At 38.2% G+C, this 15,925-nt stretch carries 13 protein-coding genes and 1 tRNA gene; 6 read left to right on the forward strand and 8 right to left on the reverse strand.

Annotated elements, in window-relative coordinates; all coding sequences use genetic code 11:
* Nucleotides 1–72: 72 nt before the first annotated feature.
* Nucleotides 73–1,164 carry a redox-regulated ATPase YchF gene (gene ychF, locus BFN00_RS11435; RefSeq protein WP_005097395.1) on the reverse strand — a complete coding sequence of 364 codons (1,092 nt, stop codon included), beginning with the start codon at nt 1,162–1,164 and terminating at the stop codon, nt 73–75.
* Nucleotides 1,165–1,457: 293 nt separating this feature from the next.
* Between ychF and BFN00_RS11440 the strand changes: the two genes are divergently transcribed.
* Nucleotides 1,458–2,222, forward strand: a complete 765-nt coding sequence (locus BFN00_RS11440; RefSeq protein ID WP_071851756.1) for a glutathione S-transferase family protein — start codon at nt 1,458–1,460, stop codon at nt 2,220–2,222.
* Between the two features lie 64 nt (nt 2,223–2,286).
* Here the strand turns inward: BFN00_RS11440 and BFN00_RS11445 are convergent, their stop codons facing one another.
* Entirely contained in the window at nt 2,287–3,438 is a 1,152-nt protein-coding gene (locus tag BFN00_RS11445; protein WP_071851758.1) for a hypothetical protein, read from the reverse strand.
* A gap of 379 nt (nt 3,439–3,817) precedes the next feature.
* Here BFN00_RS11445 and BFN00_RS11450 point away from each other — a divergent pair, with 379 nt between their 5' ends.
* Nucleotides 3,818–4,288, forward strand: coding sequence for an Lrp/AsnC family transcriptional regulator (locus BFN00_RS11450; RefSeq protein ID WP_004645518.1), 471 nt, complete (start codon nt 3,818–3,820; stop codon nt 4,286–4,288).
* A gap of 68 nt (nt 4,289–4,356) precedes the next feature.
* Here the strand turns inward: BFN00_RS11450 and BFN00_RS11455 are convergent, their stop codons facing one another.
* Complete coding sequence (locus BFN00_RS11455) at nt 4,357–5,106, reverse strand: YebC/PmpR family DNA-binding transcriptional regulator (protein ID WP_004731522.1); 750 nt, start codon at nt 5,104–5,106, stop codon at nt 4,357–4,359.
* A 247-nt stretch (nt 5,107–5,353) separates the two neighbouring features.
* Nucleotides 5,354–5,908 carry a 1-acyl-sn-glycerol-3-phosphate acyltransferase gene (locus tag BFN00_RS11460; RefSeq protein ID WP_026056524.1) on the reverse strand — a complete coding sequence of 185 codons (555 nt, stop codon included), beginning with the start codon at nt 5,906–5,908 and terminating at the stop codon, nt 5,354–5,356.
* Between the two features lie 797 nt (nt 5,909–6,705).
* Between BFN00_RS11460 and BFN00_RS11465 the strand changes: the two genes are divergently transcribed.
* From BFN00_RS11465 to BFN00_RS11475, 3 genes are all read left to right on the forward strand, one after another.
* A tRNA-Ile gene (locus BFN00_RS11465) sits at nt 6,706–6,782 on the forward strand.
* Between the two features lie 193 nt (nt 6,783–6,975).
* On the forward strand, nt 6,976–8,175 hold the full coding sequence (locus BFN00_RS11470) for a tyrosine-type recombinase/integrase (RefSeq protein WP_071851760.1): 1,200 nt from the start codon (nt 6,976–6,978) through the stop codon (nt 8,173–8,175).
* Nucleotides 8,176–8,304: 129 nt separating this feature from the next.
* Complete coding sequence (locus tag BFN00_RS11475; protein WP_082180566.1) at nt 8,305–8,562, forward strand: hypothetical protein; 258 nt, start codon at nt 8,305–8,307, stop codon at nt 8,560–8,562.
* A 523-nt stretch (nt 8,563–9,085) separates the two neighbouring features.
* Here the strand turns inward: BFN00_RS11475 and BFN00_RS11485 are convergent.
* A complete protein-coding gene (locus BFN00_RS11485; protein WP_071851762.1) occupies nt 9,086–9,412 on the reverse strand; it encodes a helix-turn-helix domain-containing protein in 327 nt (108 codons plus the stop codon).
* A gap of 147 nt (nt 9,413–9,559) precedes the next feature.
* Between BFN00_RS11485 and BFN00_RS11490 the strand changes: the two genes are divergently transcribed.
* Nucleotides 9,560–9,883, forward strand: a complete 324-nt coding sequence (locus BFN00_RS11490) for a hypothetical protein (protein WP_082180568.1) — start codon at nt 9,560–9,562, stop codon at nt 9,881–9,883.
* Here the strand turns inward: BFN00_RS11490 and BFN00_RS11495 are convergent.
* Genes BFN00_RS11495 through BFN00_RS11505 form a run of 3 tightly spaced genes read right to left on the reverse strand, consistent with a single transcriptional unit; the run spans nt 9,878 to nt 15,738 of the window.
* Nucleotides 9,878–12,937 carry a tyrosine-type recombinase/integrase gene (locus BFN00_RS11495; RefSeq protein WP_071851765.1) on the reverse strand — a complete coding sequence of 1,020 codons (3,060 nt, stop codon included), beginning with the start codon at nt 12,935–12,937 and terminating at the stop codon, nt 9,878–9,880. The genes BFN00_RS11490 and BFN00_RS11495 overlap by 6 nt on opposite strands.
* Entirely contained in the window at nt 12,930–15,107 is a 2,178-nt protein-coding gene (locus tag BFN00_RS11500; RefSeq protein WP_071851768.1) for a hypothetical protein, read from the reverse strand. The genes BFN00_RS11495 and BFN00_RS11500 overlap by 8 nt, the downstream gene beginning before the upstream one ends.
* Nucleotides 15,097–15,738 carry a hypothetical protein gene (locus BFN00_RS11505; RefSeq protein ID WP_071851770.1) on the reverse strand — a complete coding sequence of 214 codons (642 nt, stop codon included), beginning with the start codon at nt 15,736–15,738 and terminating at the stop codon, nt 15,097–15,099. Before BFN00_RS11505 ends, BFN00_RS11500 begins: the two co-directional genes overlap by 11 nt.
* Nucleotides 15,739–15,925 lie beyond the last annotated feature (187 nt).

Genomic DNA, 15,925 nt, shown 5'->3' on the forward strand with positions numbered 1-15,925 from the left:
TTCTACGCTCGGTCATCTTATTTCCTAGGTAATAAAAAAGCCCCAGAAGGGGCTTTTTCACACAGCAAATACTTAGACGTTAAAACGGAAATGTAAAACGTCGCCATCCTGAACGATATAGGTTTTACCTTCTAGACGCCATTTACCGGCTTCTTTTGCACCCGCTTCGCCGTTGTACTGCACGAAATCATCATAAGCAATACATTCTGCGCGGATAAAGCCTTTTTCAAAGTCGGTATGAATTACACCAGCGGCTTGCGGTGCAGTTGCACCAACTTTCACAGTCCAGGCACGAACTTCCTGTACACCTGCGGTGAAGTAAGTTTGTAAGCCAAGTAGTGAATAACCTGCACGAATCACCACGTTTAAACCAGGTTCTTCCATGCCCATCGCTTCCAGGAATTCAGCACGGTCTTCATCTTCAAGCAATGAAATTTCCGCTTCAATCTGGTTGCAAAGAGGTACGACAATTGCATTTTCTTCAGCAGCCAATTTTCTCACTGCATCCAAATGCGGGTTATTTTCAAAACCGTCTTCAGCAACGTTGGCAATATACATGGTTGGTTTAAGCGTCATTAAGCCAAAGCCACGTACCAGTTTACGTTCGTCATCATCCAGATCCGCTGCGCGAGCCGGTTTGCCTTCATCGAGTAAAGGCTGGATTTTTTCTAATACTGCTTTAGTAGCAATTGCTTCTTTGTCACCACCTTTGGCAGATTTAGTCAAACGGGTAATCGCTTTCGCCACCGCGTCGAGATCTGCAAGCGCGAGTTCTGTATTAATCGTGGCGATATCATCCAGTGGATCAATACGACCATTCACATGAATGACGTTTTCATCTTCAAAACAACGTACCACGTGAGCGATTGCATCAGTTTCGCGGATGTTGGCCAGGAACTGGTTACCTAAGCCTTCACCTTTAGAAGCACCAGCGACCAGACCTGCGATGTCCACAAATTCCATAGACGTTGGAATCACGCGCTGCGGTTTAACAATTGCTGTCAATTTGTCTAAACGTGGGTCAGGAACAGGCACGATGCCGGTATTTGGTTCAATGGTACAGAACGGGAAGTTTTCTGCAGCAATAGCAGCTTTGGTTAAAGCATTGAAAAGTGTAGATTTGCCAACGTTCGGCAAGCCGACAATACCGCAATTAAAACCCATGAAATAACTCACAAAAGCGTTATATAAAAATTGCCCCCGATTTTACATGAAAGCACGGCTAAAGTCAGGTCATGCACTTGTGGTTTATTGCAATCAAATGCTTCTTATAACTTAAAAGCTCCGCTGAGCTTTCCCGGATTTATTATGAGTCCGCCGAATATAGAGGAATAATCAGCCAGTATTGTACTTTTGGATAAAAATCACATTGTTTTTCTAAAATTGAGTGACTAAAGTATCTGAATAAAACAGCGGCCTATACGCCCTGATCCAATAACGATAAACATGGAGCATGCATGCGAACTTTATACCAGTTTCCTTTATCTCACTTTTGCGAAAAAGCACGTTGGATGCTGGACCATAAAGAGCTGTACTATGTTGCTCACAACCTGATTCCCGGCGTACATCGGGCTTTTGCCCGCCTGAAAACAGGTCAGAATCGTCTGCCTATTTTGCGTGATCAGGATCGATGGATCGCAGATTCCACCCAGATTGCTCTGTATCTGGATGATACTTATCCAGAACATCGTTTACTGCGCGCGGAAGGATATTTTCGAAATAAAGCTTTAGAAATTAATGAAATTACTTTGGAATTGGGTCGTCATGTCCGTCGCTGGATGCTCTCTCAAGCACTGACTTCTGATCATGAATCTCTGGATATTTTAATTGGTGAGCAGGGCTATCTGCGCCAGTTTGAAAAATTTTCTAAACCTTTATTGAAAGCGATGGTGGCCAAGGGGTATGCATTGAATGAGGAAACCGTGGCGGAATCTAAACAACACATCGATGTTGCGGTACAACAGCTCAATCAGATGCTGGTCAGCCAAGGTGGGCATTATTTTGTCGGAAATCGTTTAAGTCTGGCGGATATTGCAGTCTGCTCCATGTTGGCACCGCTTCTGGCGATTCCAGGTACGCCATGGGAAAAAGAAAATTTTGAAACCTTGTCCGAAGAATATCGCGACTATCAGCAGTATTTGAATGAGCTTCCACTGGGTGAATATATTTGCCGTATTTACCGAACCGAACGTAATGCCCGGGTAGACTGGCGTGGTGTATAAGTTTAAATGCCAATCCAAGAATTAAAAAACGCGCATGAAGCGCGTTTTTTTGATGAGATTATGATTAACCCCAAGGATTAGTCTGGTCGATATCAATATTTTTAGTAAAATTATTGAGGAGTGAACCAAAATCAAATCCGGATGAAGAACCGCCACTGCCAATATTCTGAATCGTATCTTTGATGCCAGGCAGGAGAGCAGACAGATCAATATTGGAATCAGTCGCGCCCACACCTTGCATAAGATCACCGAGGTCAGGCAATTCAATCGAAGAGCCACTACCAACCAACTGACCAACACCTTCGGCAATACTGCCTAAGTCAAAGCCGTTTGAAGCAGAGGAAATACCTTCGATCATACCACCCAGATCCAGATCGCTACCGAGATTCAGATTACCCAATAACCCACCTAAGTCTATGCCATTTGAACCATTCGCGATTAGACCGCTCAGTAAGTCAGTGAAGCCACCGACATCAAAACCACCCGTTGCATTTCCGCCTACAAAGCCGCTAATTAAATCGGTAATAGCACCAAGATCAAAATCACTGCCTGCATTACCGCCAATCAGGTTGCCGACCAGTCCTGCGATGGCACCAATATCTACACCACCTAATCCGCCAGAACCACCGATCAGGCCACCGACCAATTCAGCAATTTGTGCGATATCAATCTCGCCATTCCCGCCAATCAGGTTACCGACCAGCCCTGCAATCGCACCAATATCAATATTACTTGAACCGCCGATCAGGCCACCGACCAGTTGAGAAATTTTACCAATATCAATATTGCCCGTACTGCCGCCCAATAAGCCGCCTACCAGTTGAGAAATAGCCTCAAGATCCAGGCTGCTGCTATTGCTCCCCATTAAGCTCTTTAATAAGTTGGTGATCTGGGTAATATTAAAGCTACCGCCATTGGATTGGGTTAAGCTACTGATCAGGCTTTGAATATTTAAACTTGAGGCATTCGAACCAGAAAACTGAGTTAATAAATTGCTGAGATTTGTCGTACTCAGGCTGCTTCCAGAAAGGAGATTATTTAATAATGAGCTGACAGAAGGTTGAGTATTGGATCCGGTGAGATTGCCAATAAGATTGGTGAGGGTACCTGATGTCGTTCCACCGAATAAGCCGCCCAATAAGCTCTTCGTTTGGGTTTCGACGGTTAAAACAGGACTCACTTTTGTTTTTATCAAGCTTAAAAGTTTAGAAGCCATGACCGTTCCTTGAGTAATATTTTTGAAATGCGCTATTTTTGTTTTTAAAGCGCCTTTGTTTTAATCTATTTCTATACACTTGTAAAAGATGGGCGGTTAAGTCGTGTAGGGGCTGAGAGGAATAGCCTATCTGTTGTCGTGTTTACCCAATTTAAATAATTTAAAATAAAGATTTAATTAAAAATACCATTGGTCATATTTTTAATTAATGCGATTAACGGTCATTTAAACCCTCCTGAAAACCGTATTTATAAAATGAAATCCCATTTGGAAAAAAATTTCAGAATATGAAAATTTTGTGAAAAATAAATAAATATTGTATAACAGAGATGGCGCAAAATTTTCTGCATCTATTGATTATTGATATAAGAGTATAAAAATGGAACTGGATCGTTTCGATAAACATATTCTAGAAATATTGACCCATGAAGATGTCAATCTGAATGAACTGTCCGAACGGGTGAATTTATCTGTGAGTTCGGTGCATCGCAGGATCAAACATTTAATCGATCATAATATTATCAGTGGCTTAAAACGTGAAATCAATTACCAGAAATTAGGTTTCAGTCTGCATGTGCTGTTACAGGTATCCTTAAGCAAACATGATAGCGATACTTTTGCCAAATTTCTGGAAGAACTGGAAAGCATTCCCGAAGTAATTAATGCCTTTTTGGTCACCGGTCAGTCGGCAGACTTTATTGTTGAAGTCGTGGCAAGAGATATGGAAAATTATAGTGAAATCCTGCTTAAGCGGATTGGAAAAATTGAGCATGTGGTGGCACTGCATTCCAGCTTTGTGATTAAAGAATATAATGTCTTTAACTGTAGCGGATTACTCAATAAAGTTTAATCAAAGCTAGGTTGGTGGACAGCCACAAAAAAACGCACCCTAAGGTGCGTTTTTTGAATCAGACATATTTAAGCATCAAGTTCTGCTAAAACTGCGTCTGAGAATTCAACGTTGGTATAAACGTTTTGTACATCATCCAGATCTTCAAGCATATCAATCATTTTCATGATTTTTTTCGCTTGATCGATGTCGGTGATTTCTGCTTTGGTTGAAGGACTCATCACCACTTCAGCATTGTCAGATTTTAAACCTGCAGCAGTTAAAGCATCTTGAACATCACCGAAAGCTTCAGGTGTAGTAATCACCAGGATTTCATCTTCAGTGACTTCGATGTCTTCCGCACCTGCTTCTAATGCCACTTCCATGATTTGATCTTCCAAAGACACATCTTCAAAAGTAATCTCGCCACGTTTCGTGAACAGGAATGCCACCGAACCGTTAGTGCCTAGGTTACCATCAGTTTTAGAGAAGCAATGACGTACGTCAGGCACAGTACGGTTCAAGTTGTCAGTCATGGTTTCAACAATAACCGCAACACCACCTACACCATAACCTTCGTAGGTCACTTCTTTCAGGTCGTCGTTATCTTCGCCACCAGCACCACGTTGAATGGCACGGTTGATCACGTCACGTGTCATATTCACTGATAATGCTTTTTCAACCACAGCACGTAGACGAGGGTTGCTTGCAGTATCTGGACCACCAAGCTTTGCAGCAGTGGTTAATTCACGAATGTATTTGGTAAAAACTTTACCACGACTCGCATCTTGTTTTGCTTTGCGATGTTTAATATTGGCCCACTTGGAATGACCCGCCATGCGAACTATGCTCCTTGTAGATTGGCTGTATGCCTATCAGAATGCCGAAATTCTACCATAAGCGTTTTTTTAAAAAAAAGTGCCTGGATTTGAGATTTCAGGATAAAAACAAAAAAAGTGCAATATCGAGGAAAAATAGAAAGAGGATAGGGAGATTTATAATTCTATTTATACATTGATATAGACAGATGACTTGGACATAAAAAGCAAAATCGCTGATTATGTCCGTGCTTTTCTTTTAAAAAGCTTATTCTGGAATAACGATATCCAGACCAACCTTATCTTTATACAGTTGTTTGATCAAAGCCAGGTCATGCGCAAGGTCTGTCGGATAGATCTTGCCAAGAATGCCACCTTGCTTGGTTCTGGAATTGGCGTATAACAACACGATCGGTACATTGGCAGCCTTGGCAATATGCCAGAAACCGGTACGGATCGGTTTGCGTGCTTCACCCTGTTTGGCTCGTGTCGCTTCGGGAGCAATGACCAGATTGAACTTTTCATTGTTCTGAAAATGTTCCACCATCTGGGTCACGATATCTTTACTGGCCTTGCGGTCAACCGGAATACCACCCACAGCGTTTAATAGCGGTTTGAAAGGTCCTTTAAATAATTCTTTTTTGATTAAGGTATGAACCTTGAGGTCGTAAATCTGGAACAGAGCAATTGACAGTACCGCATCCATCATTGAGGTATGTTCAAATCCAATAATAACCTGTTTATCTTCAAGCACATCGGGTTCGACATGATATTGCCAACCTGCAAGTTTAAATGCAGATTCGCCAAGGAATTTATTTAGCATAAGCACAGATAAGTAAAAGCTGTATGTAGAGAACTGCATAATTTCATCTTGTTCGCCCATACAGTCAATAGGCTTTCCAATAAAATCAGCGAATAATGTAAAAATCTATGATTTATTCATCTTTTTAAGCTGCAAGATTAAGAGTTAATATATATAAATAAAATAATATTAATATCTTAAAAATATTAGTAGATACAAAAAAAGTCTTAAAATGATGAAAAAATGACTATCCAGAGCACACTTTAGTTATTAGACTTTTGTCGAAGAAGACTGATACAGGTCTTTTCTATTTTCTTATTCTTTCTACTCTGAGATTGAAAAGTATGACGTACATGACAGCCTTCGTAGTCTCCTTATTGATTTTTGCGCTTATAATTGTATGGTCTTTGATCGAAATTAAGCAGGATTTACATAAAGACGAAGAAATGAAGTCTGAATTCTAGTCATTCTATCTTCTTGAGCTCAAGGCTATTCCTTTAACAGTGCTGCCTGAGCAATAAAGAATTTTAATACCTTATAGATATACTAAGACCTTAAATCTATCAGTTTTACCCTTAGTAGACCGGATTAAATTCAAGATGACAGGCTCATTTGTCTTAAATGATGCAGCATGTATCTCATTTTTCTATACGCCTCCTATACTGAAGTCTTAAGTAACTGAAATTTTGGCTAAGACTAGTCGCTTATGATTGCTGCCTAAATGTTCAAGCAGTTATAAAAGCACTTGTCTTTCCAAAAAATCTTAGCTAGTATTCATGACGCCTGAACTTATTGATAAATAAAGTTTTCAGCATATAGGGCCTATAGCTCAGTTGGTTAGAGCAGCGGACTCATAATCCGTTGGTCGACAGTTCAAGTCTGTCTGGGCCCACCAAATTCATGTGTTTATATAGTAAAATACATACTTAAACCCTTAATTCTAAAAGAGTTAAGGGTTTTTTAATGTCTTAAGAATACTCAGGTGTACTCGTATAAAAACACCCTATTTGTATCCTGGCTTGTATCCTGTATAAAAAATAGAACTCAGGATACAGGAGCCTAGTTTAATCTAGGAAAATCAAAATTTTATGGCTAAATCTAAATTACTCACAGATACCCAATATGCAGCGTTAAAAGCACAAGAATCTGAGTACAGAGTTTCCGATATTTCAGGTCTGTATTTAAAAGTTGGTGTAACAGGTAAAAAGTCATGGCAGTTAAGATTTAAGAGTACAGTTGGTAAGTGGACATGGCTTGGGTTAGGAAGTTACCCCGTAATCTCAGTCAAAGAAGCACGATCATTGGCGATTAAATATCAAAATGGTGAAATTATTTTAAAAACTAAAAATGAGAAGTTATTGGAGGCGAAACAACAAGAGAATATGTTGTTTGGTAATTTACTGATTAAATGGATGAATACGAAAAAAGGTGTATGGACTGATAAAACTTTTAAGAAAGAATATCAGTCTATAGAAAGGCATATATTGCCAGTATTTGGTCAACGTCTATCTAAAGAAATTTCTGCGTCTGAGTGGAAAGAATTTTTCAGAAAAAAACAATTAAATGAAGGGATATTTAATCGTCTTGAAAAATTAATTTCGTATTGTCGTAATGCGTATGATTATGCAATTGATGATAATTTAATAAGCTACAACCCTCTTGCAAGAGTACGAAAAGGCCTAGCAAATCATACTGCAGGTTCAATGAAACATGTCGTAATGGATGAACTTCCAGACCTTGTTAATGCAATCCGTAATTATCGCTCTGAAACTACTAGTATTGGACTCGAATTGCTAGTAGTGCTATTTCCTAGGCCTGGTGAGTTAAGAGCCGCACGTTGGGATCAATTTGATTTTGAAACAAGCGTATGGCTTAGACCTGCAGATATTATGAAAAGGAGAATAGCTCATGCGATACCGTTACCGAAGCAAGCAATTAAATTATTGCTTCGATTAAAAGAGATTTCAGGGGATGGCAATGAATATTTGTTTCCATCAAGAAGTAATTCAAATGAAAAATTTATATCTGACGTGACCTTCAATTCAGCATTGAAACGAATGGGGTATGCGGGGAAGCAAGATCCTCATGGATTTCGCCACATTGCGAGTACCTATTTGAATGATGTTTTTAGCGACAAAGAGCAAGTGATTGAATCAGCATTGTCTCATCAAAAGTCAGGTGTGAAGGGTGCCTATGATAAAGGTGCTCACTTAAGGGAAAGGGTGGATATTATGCAATTTTGGGCTGACCACTTGGATTCGATCTGCGGCGAAAGAATATTTGATTAGCGTGTTCTTGTTATAATTTTAGAAGCCGAAACGTTATTTTCGGCTTTTTTTTTTGCCAAATAGGACGGTTGAAGATGTCATTTTTCTAATGTGTGTATATTAATTGGTTTTGATAGGTGTAATAACTTTATGAAACCTTTACTAAATCCCCATAGGAACATAAATCCAACTTTAATCAAACTTCGTGAAGAAAATGTATGGCGTTGTTCAAGTAGTTTAGTATGTGAAATTTTAGAAATTAATCGTCAGCAACTCATCAAACTTCTAAATGCCTTTCCTAATTTTCCAAAACCCATGAGAGATCGAGAGACTCGACAAGCAGTGATGTACTTTGATGTTGATGAGATTTTTCAGTGGTGCATAAATGAATTTCATTCTGATTTTTGAGCAAAATTGAACGAATCGAGACGGTTGGAAAAATATTTTTTTTAGTTTGCTATGATTTTTTCTTTTTTTGAAAAAATACTTATGTTGGAAATGAATATACCACAATCAACTGTAATTCAAGCAAGTGAACCGTTCGCTTTAAAGTTTAATGATGTAGCAAAAAAATTAGGATTATCGAGGACGGGACTAAACTTTTTGATCGCAAAGAATCCCGATTTTCCAAGACCTTTTAAGCTGTCAGATGGTGAAAAAGCGCATAACTACTTTGATTATATGGAGGTGTTCAATTGGTATGAAATACAGAAAAATAATAGATCTTCTGTTAGTAATAAAAAATAAAGTGGTTTATATAGGAACGTTTAGATAATGGAGCAAGGTTAGAGAGGTGATTTTATAAAACCAAGATTTAAATTTACTTTAAATAAAGTACTTCACGAGGAAAAAGCTATTTTGATCCTTAAAAAAACCACGTTAGGTGGTTTTTTAATTTTCAAGTCGTCAGATTTTATATGCTGGGTCGAATCTAATTATGACCTAAAGAAATAACGAATTTCTCAATCATTCTCCGCTCTACCTCAGGTAATTTTTGCAGGGTGCTCACAAGGGGATCAACACCTAACGCACTCATATCTTCACTTCGTCCTAGGATGTAGTCTGCTGATATATTAAGTACGACAATGAGCTTATAAAAATTTTCTAAAGAAGGTTTACGTGAGCCCGACTCAAAATGCGCAATAGAGGTTACGGGTATTCCCGTTTTTTCCGCCAGTTCTTGCTGTGTCAGCTTTCGTAGCTTTCTGACTTCTTTCAATCGAATCTTAAATTCATTCGAGTCTAATTCAAGTGTCATTATTACCGCCAAATAGACAATAAAAACTTGACGTTTTAGTCATGTTTTTATATAAATATAGATATAGTTTAGATGTTTACTTGTTAAACGAGAAGCAACTAAATCATTACTTGATAAAAATCTAAATCAATTGAAGGCCAAACGATCATGATGGATTATTCTTCGAGTCGAATTGTGACATCGATGCATCCTAGTATTCGCCATCTCAATATTCGCAATGTAGCTAAAATTGTAGCCTCAAAAATTATTTGTAATACGCAATTACAGTTGCAATATAATCCTGACTTTTGTCGGCAACTGGGCGTATCAACCTATCTCAACACGCACATAGGATTAGCTTATTTCATTGATGATCGCTATTTTGACCATTATGGTTTACAACCAGAAAACTTAATAAATTTTTCAGATGTCTATGCTCAATTGTTGCATGACTTTTATGAGTTTTCAGGTTATCAGCCAGATCAGCTATGATCTAGGTTGCGACGGCGTACACAGGATCAGTAAAACCAACATGCAATAGCGTAAGACGGTTAGTGCTTTTCCATTGTTTTGGGATACTAGCTCAAACTTAAAAGAATTATTTAGACTGCTGTTCATGCTGCAAGATAGAAATTTAAACTGCAGTCGTTCCATGAGCTTTTCCTCAGAGATTTCAGAAGATATAGCAATCTGCCAATATTTTTCTGGAAATAAAGAATAAATTCCTGTTAAAAATCGATTTGCTAGCCTTATATCAGCACTATTAAAGATTAATCCAGCATGTGAAATGTTGGCTTTCATTTCAAAAATATGTAGTGCATTTAAGATGTTTGCATCATCACTTTTCAATTTATTAAGCCGTTTAAAAAAATACTCTAAGACTATTTTTTCTTCCTTGGTTTCAATATGTGGAAGTATGCGTTGTGATTTATCAGCATCAATAATGAAGCGAGGTCGGTTCTTGCGATTTTTGAGTTGTTTGAGCTTAAGTATATTTTGTTGCCACAGCATGAGTGTCTTAATTGGAAAGTCATACTTTTGAGACAGAAGCTCAGGTGTATAAGATTGATCTAATGCTTTGAGTATTTTTATGATCAGTGCAGACGGATATTCTGATCGAGCAGTACCATAGATGCAATCATCAGTAGGTTTTTGCTGAATTTCTTTTTTATTGATTGGCATACTTGATTGTTTATCTATGCCTAATGGTATTACATGAGTCGCTTGAAGCATTTGAGTGTCAAAACTGCTGAGGTGGATCTCTTGAGCATGTTTCAACGGCGTTATTAAAGTTGGACAGATTTTTTGAATAATTTGGGTGGAAAGCATCAGATCAAATTGACGTAATTGAAAACCTGCCATCACATAGCTGAGATGGATATAGCTTCGGAAGGTCTCGTTTGGTTCAATATGACCGAGCAGGTGCGCAATTAAATACCAGCTGTCTTGTGGTGCTTTAGAGCGTAATAGATGACTTCTGATGAGGTTGTAATGATCGTTTGAATAGTCCGTGAATGCAACTACAAACTCGTAGTCCATAGTCAAAATTATAGCGAGGTTATTCGCTGCAGTATGCCGTAAAGAATGAAAAGAATAACGATGACCAGGCAATATTGCATCTAGGATGCGTTGAAAAGGAAGTGTCACCATATTAGGTTTAAGGCGTTCAGTACTGTTCCACATCGTGAACAAGTATTGACTGGGCCTATAAGCACGGCGCCGTACTTGACAGTAATGTTGAAATTTAAGATGCTCCTCTTGAGTTAGTAGAATTTGAACGTTGAGATTGCGTTCAGCACTATCTGTTTTAAGTAAATGTTGTTGATGCTTTGCACGATATGGACGTATCCAAATTGAACTGGCTTGAATACCTTCAACATCCTTGATTCGCATGCCGAGTATTTCATTAATCCGCATGCCCGTACGAAACGCTATCGTATATACGATACTGAGCATTTCTAAATCATGGGCTGTATAGCTTGGGCTTTTATAGTATTCAAGTCGCGCAAGCATCTGTTGGAATATTTTTGCAGAGATGATTTCGGCTTTCGGTGAGCTTAAATGAAACCTTTCATTCTGCATTGGGAACACATCAGCATCAAATATGACACGCTGAAAGTGATGAAAACGTTTTAAGAGATCAAATTTTTGTGATTTAGATTTACCGACGCCGTTTAACATACGCTTGTAGATCACTTCTAGGTGATCATTGAGATTGCATTCTTCTATAAAATCGGTGCTATGTAATAACCATGACTCGGCAAGTTTGGTGTAATAACTATAGATTGAAGAATGACGAATCTTCTGCTGATGATTGATATAGAGTAAGTACTTGTTTTGATCGAGCTGATAAAGCTCTGTGATTTGCTTAATATCTTCTGTAGTCGGACGAAATAAGCTAAATAGCCAAAGCCCAAGCCGTTTCGCATTTTCTGGAAGATAGGCATGTTGGCTGTGCAGCAGGTTACATAGATCCGAGGTAGTCTTATGCCTATTTTTAAAGAATGTCAAAATTTGTTTATGCAAAGCAGTAAGTGCCTCAAGAGGATCTTCAGTGTGTAATTTTTCCTCTTTTACTCTGTTGTTGATATTTTGGGGCTGTGGTTCTTCAGTTTGATCGGAGTGGTCAAGTATTAGCTGAGGTGAGAGATAGCGTTTAAAAGCACTTGGACTTAAGCCACAGCTTTCTATTTCTTCAGTTAAACACTGTGCAAGCGCAGGGCTTAATTTGACCTTGTCTAGTTGCATAAATGAATGACTGGAGGTTTGTAAAAGCTGATTAAATTTCTTCTGGTTAAAAGAAAGCTCTAAGGCATTAAAAACGTAACGGATATAAGTGTAACAATCGTGTTGGATATCTATTAATTGTGTCTTAAATCGAGTAATCCAGAGCTGTGTTAGCCGGTCTGGTACAAAATTTCGAGATTTCCTTAAGGTTTGTTTAGGATCATATAAATCACCATATTGCGGCGATTGAGGTTCTAAGAATAGAAGCGGAAGTTGTAAGGTCTGAAGATGGTAGATTGCTTCATCAGATTTGAGATGTTCAAGTAAAGCATTCAAGCTTGAATGATGTGAAAGTCCGCCGTACAGGATTGCACTTATAAGAAGATTGCCAACAATTTCATCATCCGAAAAATATTCTACAGTATGCCAATAACGCCAGAGTCGCTCTTTTAAATATGTGAGATATTTCGAATTCTCTAACCAAGATTCATTAAAGAGTAAAGAGGCTCGTTGAATAGAAGCGAGGTGCTGCGTAGGCAGTGGTAAGTCTGCATCATTGGTGCGATTGTATTGAATGATGTGTTTGCGGAAGTGCTGATAAAAGCTCTTTTTTAAAGAAAAGCTTACTTTTTGTTGCTCTAAGTGCTGAATCACTTGGTTATAGAGATCTGGGAAATTTTGTGATTGTTGTGCCTGTTGTAATTTTTCTTGGGAGAGAAACTCCTCAATAATCAATTGAATATGTAAGCGCTCTTTCATTTGTTTTTTATTTCTATCTTTAGCACGGCGCTCATGTGCATAATGTTTTTGTTTAAGCATGTTCATACATCCCATCAATTTGGTAAGCGTGCTGCATATCGTTGAGGCAGTTGGCGAGTTCTTTATATTGTTGAAGCGAAAGACTTGAGAATTTTTGCCCCATTTCTTGTTGGTTTTGCTCATGCCCAAACAAAGCCAGAATGAAGTTTTCATCTGCTTTTTCGGTGAGATATGCACGAGCTGTGTGCCTAAGCCAATTGGCATGATCAAGTTGCATAATACGAGTGAAACTGTTGACTAAATGAGGGCTGAGGGCTTGCCATTGACCATGTTGATAGACACTGAGAAGGGGTCTTTTACTGCTTAAAATTTCTTGAATATACGGTTGATGCTCTGGGTGTAGTTGTTTAAATTCATTTAAGTAGGTAATGAATAAGCGGATTTCCTTCACAACAAAATCACATAATGGGATTAAACGCCCATCATCCGTTCTTGAGTGAATTTCTTTATCAGAAATCCAAAGCCACTGTTGTTTTAAATCGAAATTTTTTAAGAAACCCGGGAACTCGCTGACAGGTCGAGCAGCACTGAACAATAATAAAATATGCCACAGCCAGACATTGTAATGATTGAACATCTCAAGCATTTGCCCATGGTGTTTAGCTTGAATAATCTGATGTTGTAAATATGCAAATATCGCCGTCACTGTTGCAGGTTTCGGCGCTTTACAGCTACCAAATCTTTCTCGATCATCATCAATGACATGGATTTCTTTTGCTAAATCATTTGATAGTTGTTGTACTGTACCCTGATAGCTTTGCTGCAAACGGTAGATTGGATACGAACAATATGAAATAGAAACTGATCGATTTGCATCGATGCCTGTAAGAATGTCGGCTAGTTGTTCATTTTGAGTGTAATGGTAAATACAGTGATGTAATAAAACACTTATTTTTTTAGTTGATAACGACGGAATGAAGAGTTCTTCACGGCATTTTTTTAATGCATGTGCGACCTGTTCTTGCTTCACTGTTGGCGGTTGTCTTAAACCCTCTACCAGCTCTTTTACTAAAGGCAAATCGAAATGGGTCACCTGATTAAGCAATTGGTCTTTGTATTCAAAAGCAGAGTCCTCAAACAGTGTGAATTTGGAACGTAGAAAATATTGATCGTTTTCAAAAATGACCTTCTGTCGTTTATTGAGTGCATAGCGTTGTCTGGATTGTAGATATAGCCATTGCTCAATAGGAACACCACTCAAGAAACTGAGTAAGATAAAAAGATATGCTTTGTTTTTTTCTGGATGATTTAAATAGAGTTGATGACAATGTTGTACAAGTAAGCTCAGGCTATTGAAGTCTGGATAATGCTTGCTACACATAAAATCATGCTGCTGTCTAATAATGTGTTGTTGTGTGAGCTGGCTAATTTTATGTTGTAAAAAACTAGATTGGCTTGTTAATGGCGATACCTGTGCTGTATTGATGGAGTATTGCTGATTTGGCTGTTCATCCTGTAATTTCTCGTAATATAGAGCAGGATCTTCCTTTTGTAGTATGTCTTGTGGGCAGCATAAAATTGCACCGTACTCATCTAGATAATGTGGTTCATCTATGTGTTTGGGCGGTGCTGAATAATTTTTTTTAGGTTTCAGTGCCAACACATAATCATAAAAACGCCGTAGATCAAGAATCAATAAATATTGAAAACGGTTCAGATTAGAATTGGTTTCTAAGCTGCGTAAGCTCTTTACAAACTCAGCTAATGGTGTTTTATCGCTAGGAAGTTGTTGCCATAGCCATAAATATTTTTGTTGAGACTTACTGAGCTGTGTTGCTTGCTGCGATGCAGCATAAGCTTCATTTGCTAACCTAAATCGATCAAGTACTTTAATAATCGTTGTTTGATGGTCTTTTTTACCTGCATTTGGAATAGATTTAAGAATGCAGACAGCATGTAAATTGTGGACTGACCATCGCTGTATAACAGAATGCTGGGAGTGCTGTTGTACTGAATAAATATACGCACAAATAGGATGTGCTGAAACAGAAGGTGGAGCAGGTAGAAACAGTGATTGGTGATTCTGCTCTATCTCATTATCGAGCTTTAATAACTGCTTCAGTTCAGGAATATCAACTGTGCGATTTAGGTATTGCTCAAGTACTTCAGCATAATGATCGTGTATGAACTCTTGCTCTAAAAGGCGCTGAATTAATTGCTTAGCCTGCATGTTGCGCTCTCCAAAAAAGGTTTGGGCTCGGTTCAGAATGTTTGAGTGCTTCGCATTTTTCAGTGAGTTGCTGGATTTTTTCGGTGTAACTAGAATGGATTTTTTTTTGTTGATGCAAGAGCTGATTACGACTACAGCCGATAATTTTTGCGAGCAAATCAAGCGATAACTCACAGCGTGGTTTATCATGATAAAGAGCGTTTAAATCGTAAATTGCTTTTTTTGAAAGTGAGGTATTGAGTGCATGTAATAAGCTATTTGGCTGGATAAGGTTGATCGTAATTTTAAGTTCCATGATTAATTTGAATAAGCGTGTACTGAGTTGATATTTGAGCAGAGGTAGGTCGATGTCGGTTTGCACAATATAGCGTGCATTGATGGATAAACTTTGTGTTTTGGAAGTATATAGAAGCAGGAAGTTATCCAAGACGAAGAACTCATTCTCTGAAATTTTTGAGGGATAAAGTAACTTGATATCTGGCTGATAAATTGAAGGCAATTTTGCTGCCTTTAAGATTTGTGCATAGCAATTGTAAATTTTACTTAAAGGTGGGTATGGGGTAAGGGTGACCTGATGTGAGTCAAACTTTGCTTTAGCGTTTTTCTTCTGACCTGATTGTTTAGATGCCATATTCATGCTCCTTATTTTTTTTAATGTATATAGAGACATGCTTAAAAAGTTAATTTCAAAAAAAAGATCAAGAAAATGGTTATAAATGTGAGTGGTTTTTGATGAATTTGAATTCTTTTTAAACTAGGCTAAGGGTTTGCTTAGATAGATTTTTTTATTTAAGTTATTGATTCTTTGTTTTTGAATG

It is taken from the genome of Acinetobacter sp. AR2-3 (assembly GCF_001878775.1).
GTDB lineage: Bacteria > Pseudomonadota > Gammaproteobacteria > Pseudomonadales > Moraxellaceae > Acinetobacter > Acinetobacter lwoffii_D.

Coding starts and splice junctions, on each gene's coding strand:
- BFN00_RS11505 (WP_071851770.1), bottom strand. CDS start 15,738: ATGGCATCTAAACAATCAGGTCAGAAGAAAAACGCTAAAGCAAAGTTT.
- BFN00_RS11440 (WP_071851756.1), top strand. CDS start 1,458: ATGCGAACTTTATACCAGTTTCCTTTATCTCACTTTTGCGAAAAAGCA.
- BFN00_RS11485 (WP_071851762.1), bottom strand. CDS start 9,412: ATGACACTTGAATTAGACTCGAATGAATTTAAGATTCGATTGAAAGAA.
- BFN00_RS11460 (WP_026056524.1), bottom strand. CDS start 5,908: ATGCTAAATAAATTCCTTGGCGAATCTGCATTTAAACTTGCAGGTTGG.
- BFN00_RS11470 (WP_071851760.1), top strand. CDS start 6,976: ATGGCTAAATCTAAATTACTCACAGATACCCAATATGCAGCGTTAAAA.
- BFN00_RS11455 (WP_004731522.1), bottom strand. CDS start 5,106: ATGGCGGGTCATTCCAAGTGGGCCAATATTAAACATCGCAAAGCAAAA.
- BFN00_RS11445 (WP_071851758.1), bottom strand. CDS start 3,438: ATGGCTTCTAAACTTTTAAGCTTGATAAAAACAAAAGTGAGTCCTGTT.
- ychF (WP_005097395.1), bottom strand. CDS start 1,164: ATGGGTTTTAATTGCGGTATTGTCGGCTTGCCGAACGTTGGCAAATCT.
- BFN00_RS11450 (WP_004645518.1), top strand. CDS start 3,818: ATGGAACTGGATCGTTTCGATAAACATATTCTAGAAATATTGACCCAT.
- BFN00_RS11475 (WP_082180566.1), top strand. CDS start 8,305: ATGAAACCTTTACTAAATCCCCATAGGAACATAAATCCAACTTTAATC.
- BFN00_RS11500 (WP_071851768.1), bottom strand. CDS start 15,107: ATGCAGGCTAAGCAATTAATTCAGCGCCTTTTAGAGCAAGAGTTCATA.
- BFN00_RS11490 (WP_082180568.1), top strand. CDS start 9,560: ATGATGGATTATTCTTCGAGTCGAATTGTGACATCGATGCATCCTAGT.
- BFN00_RS11495 (WP_071851765.1), bottom strand. CDS start 12,937: ATGCTTAAACAAAAACATTATGCACATGAGCGCCGTGCTAAAGATAGA.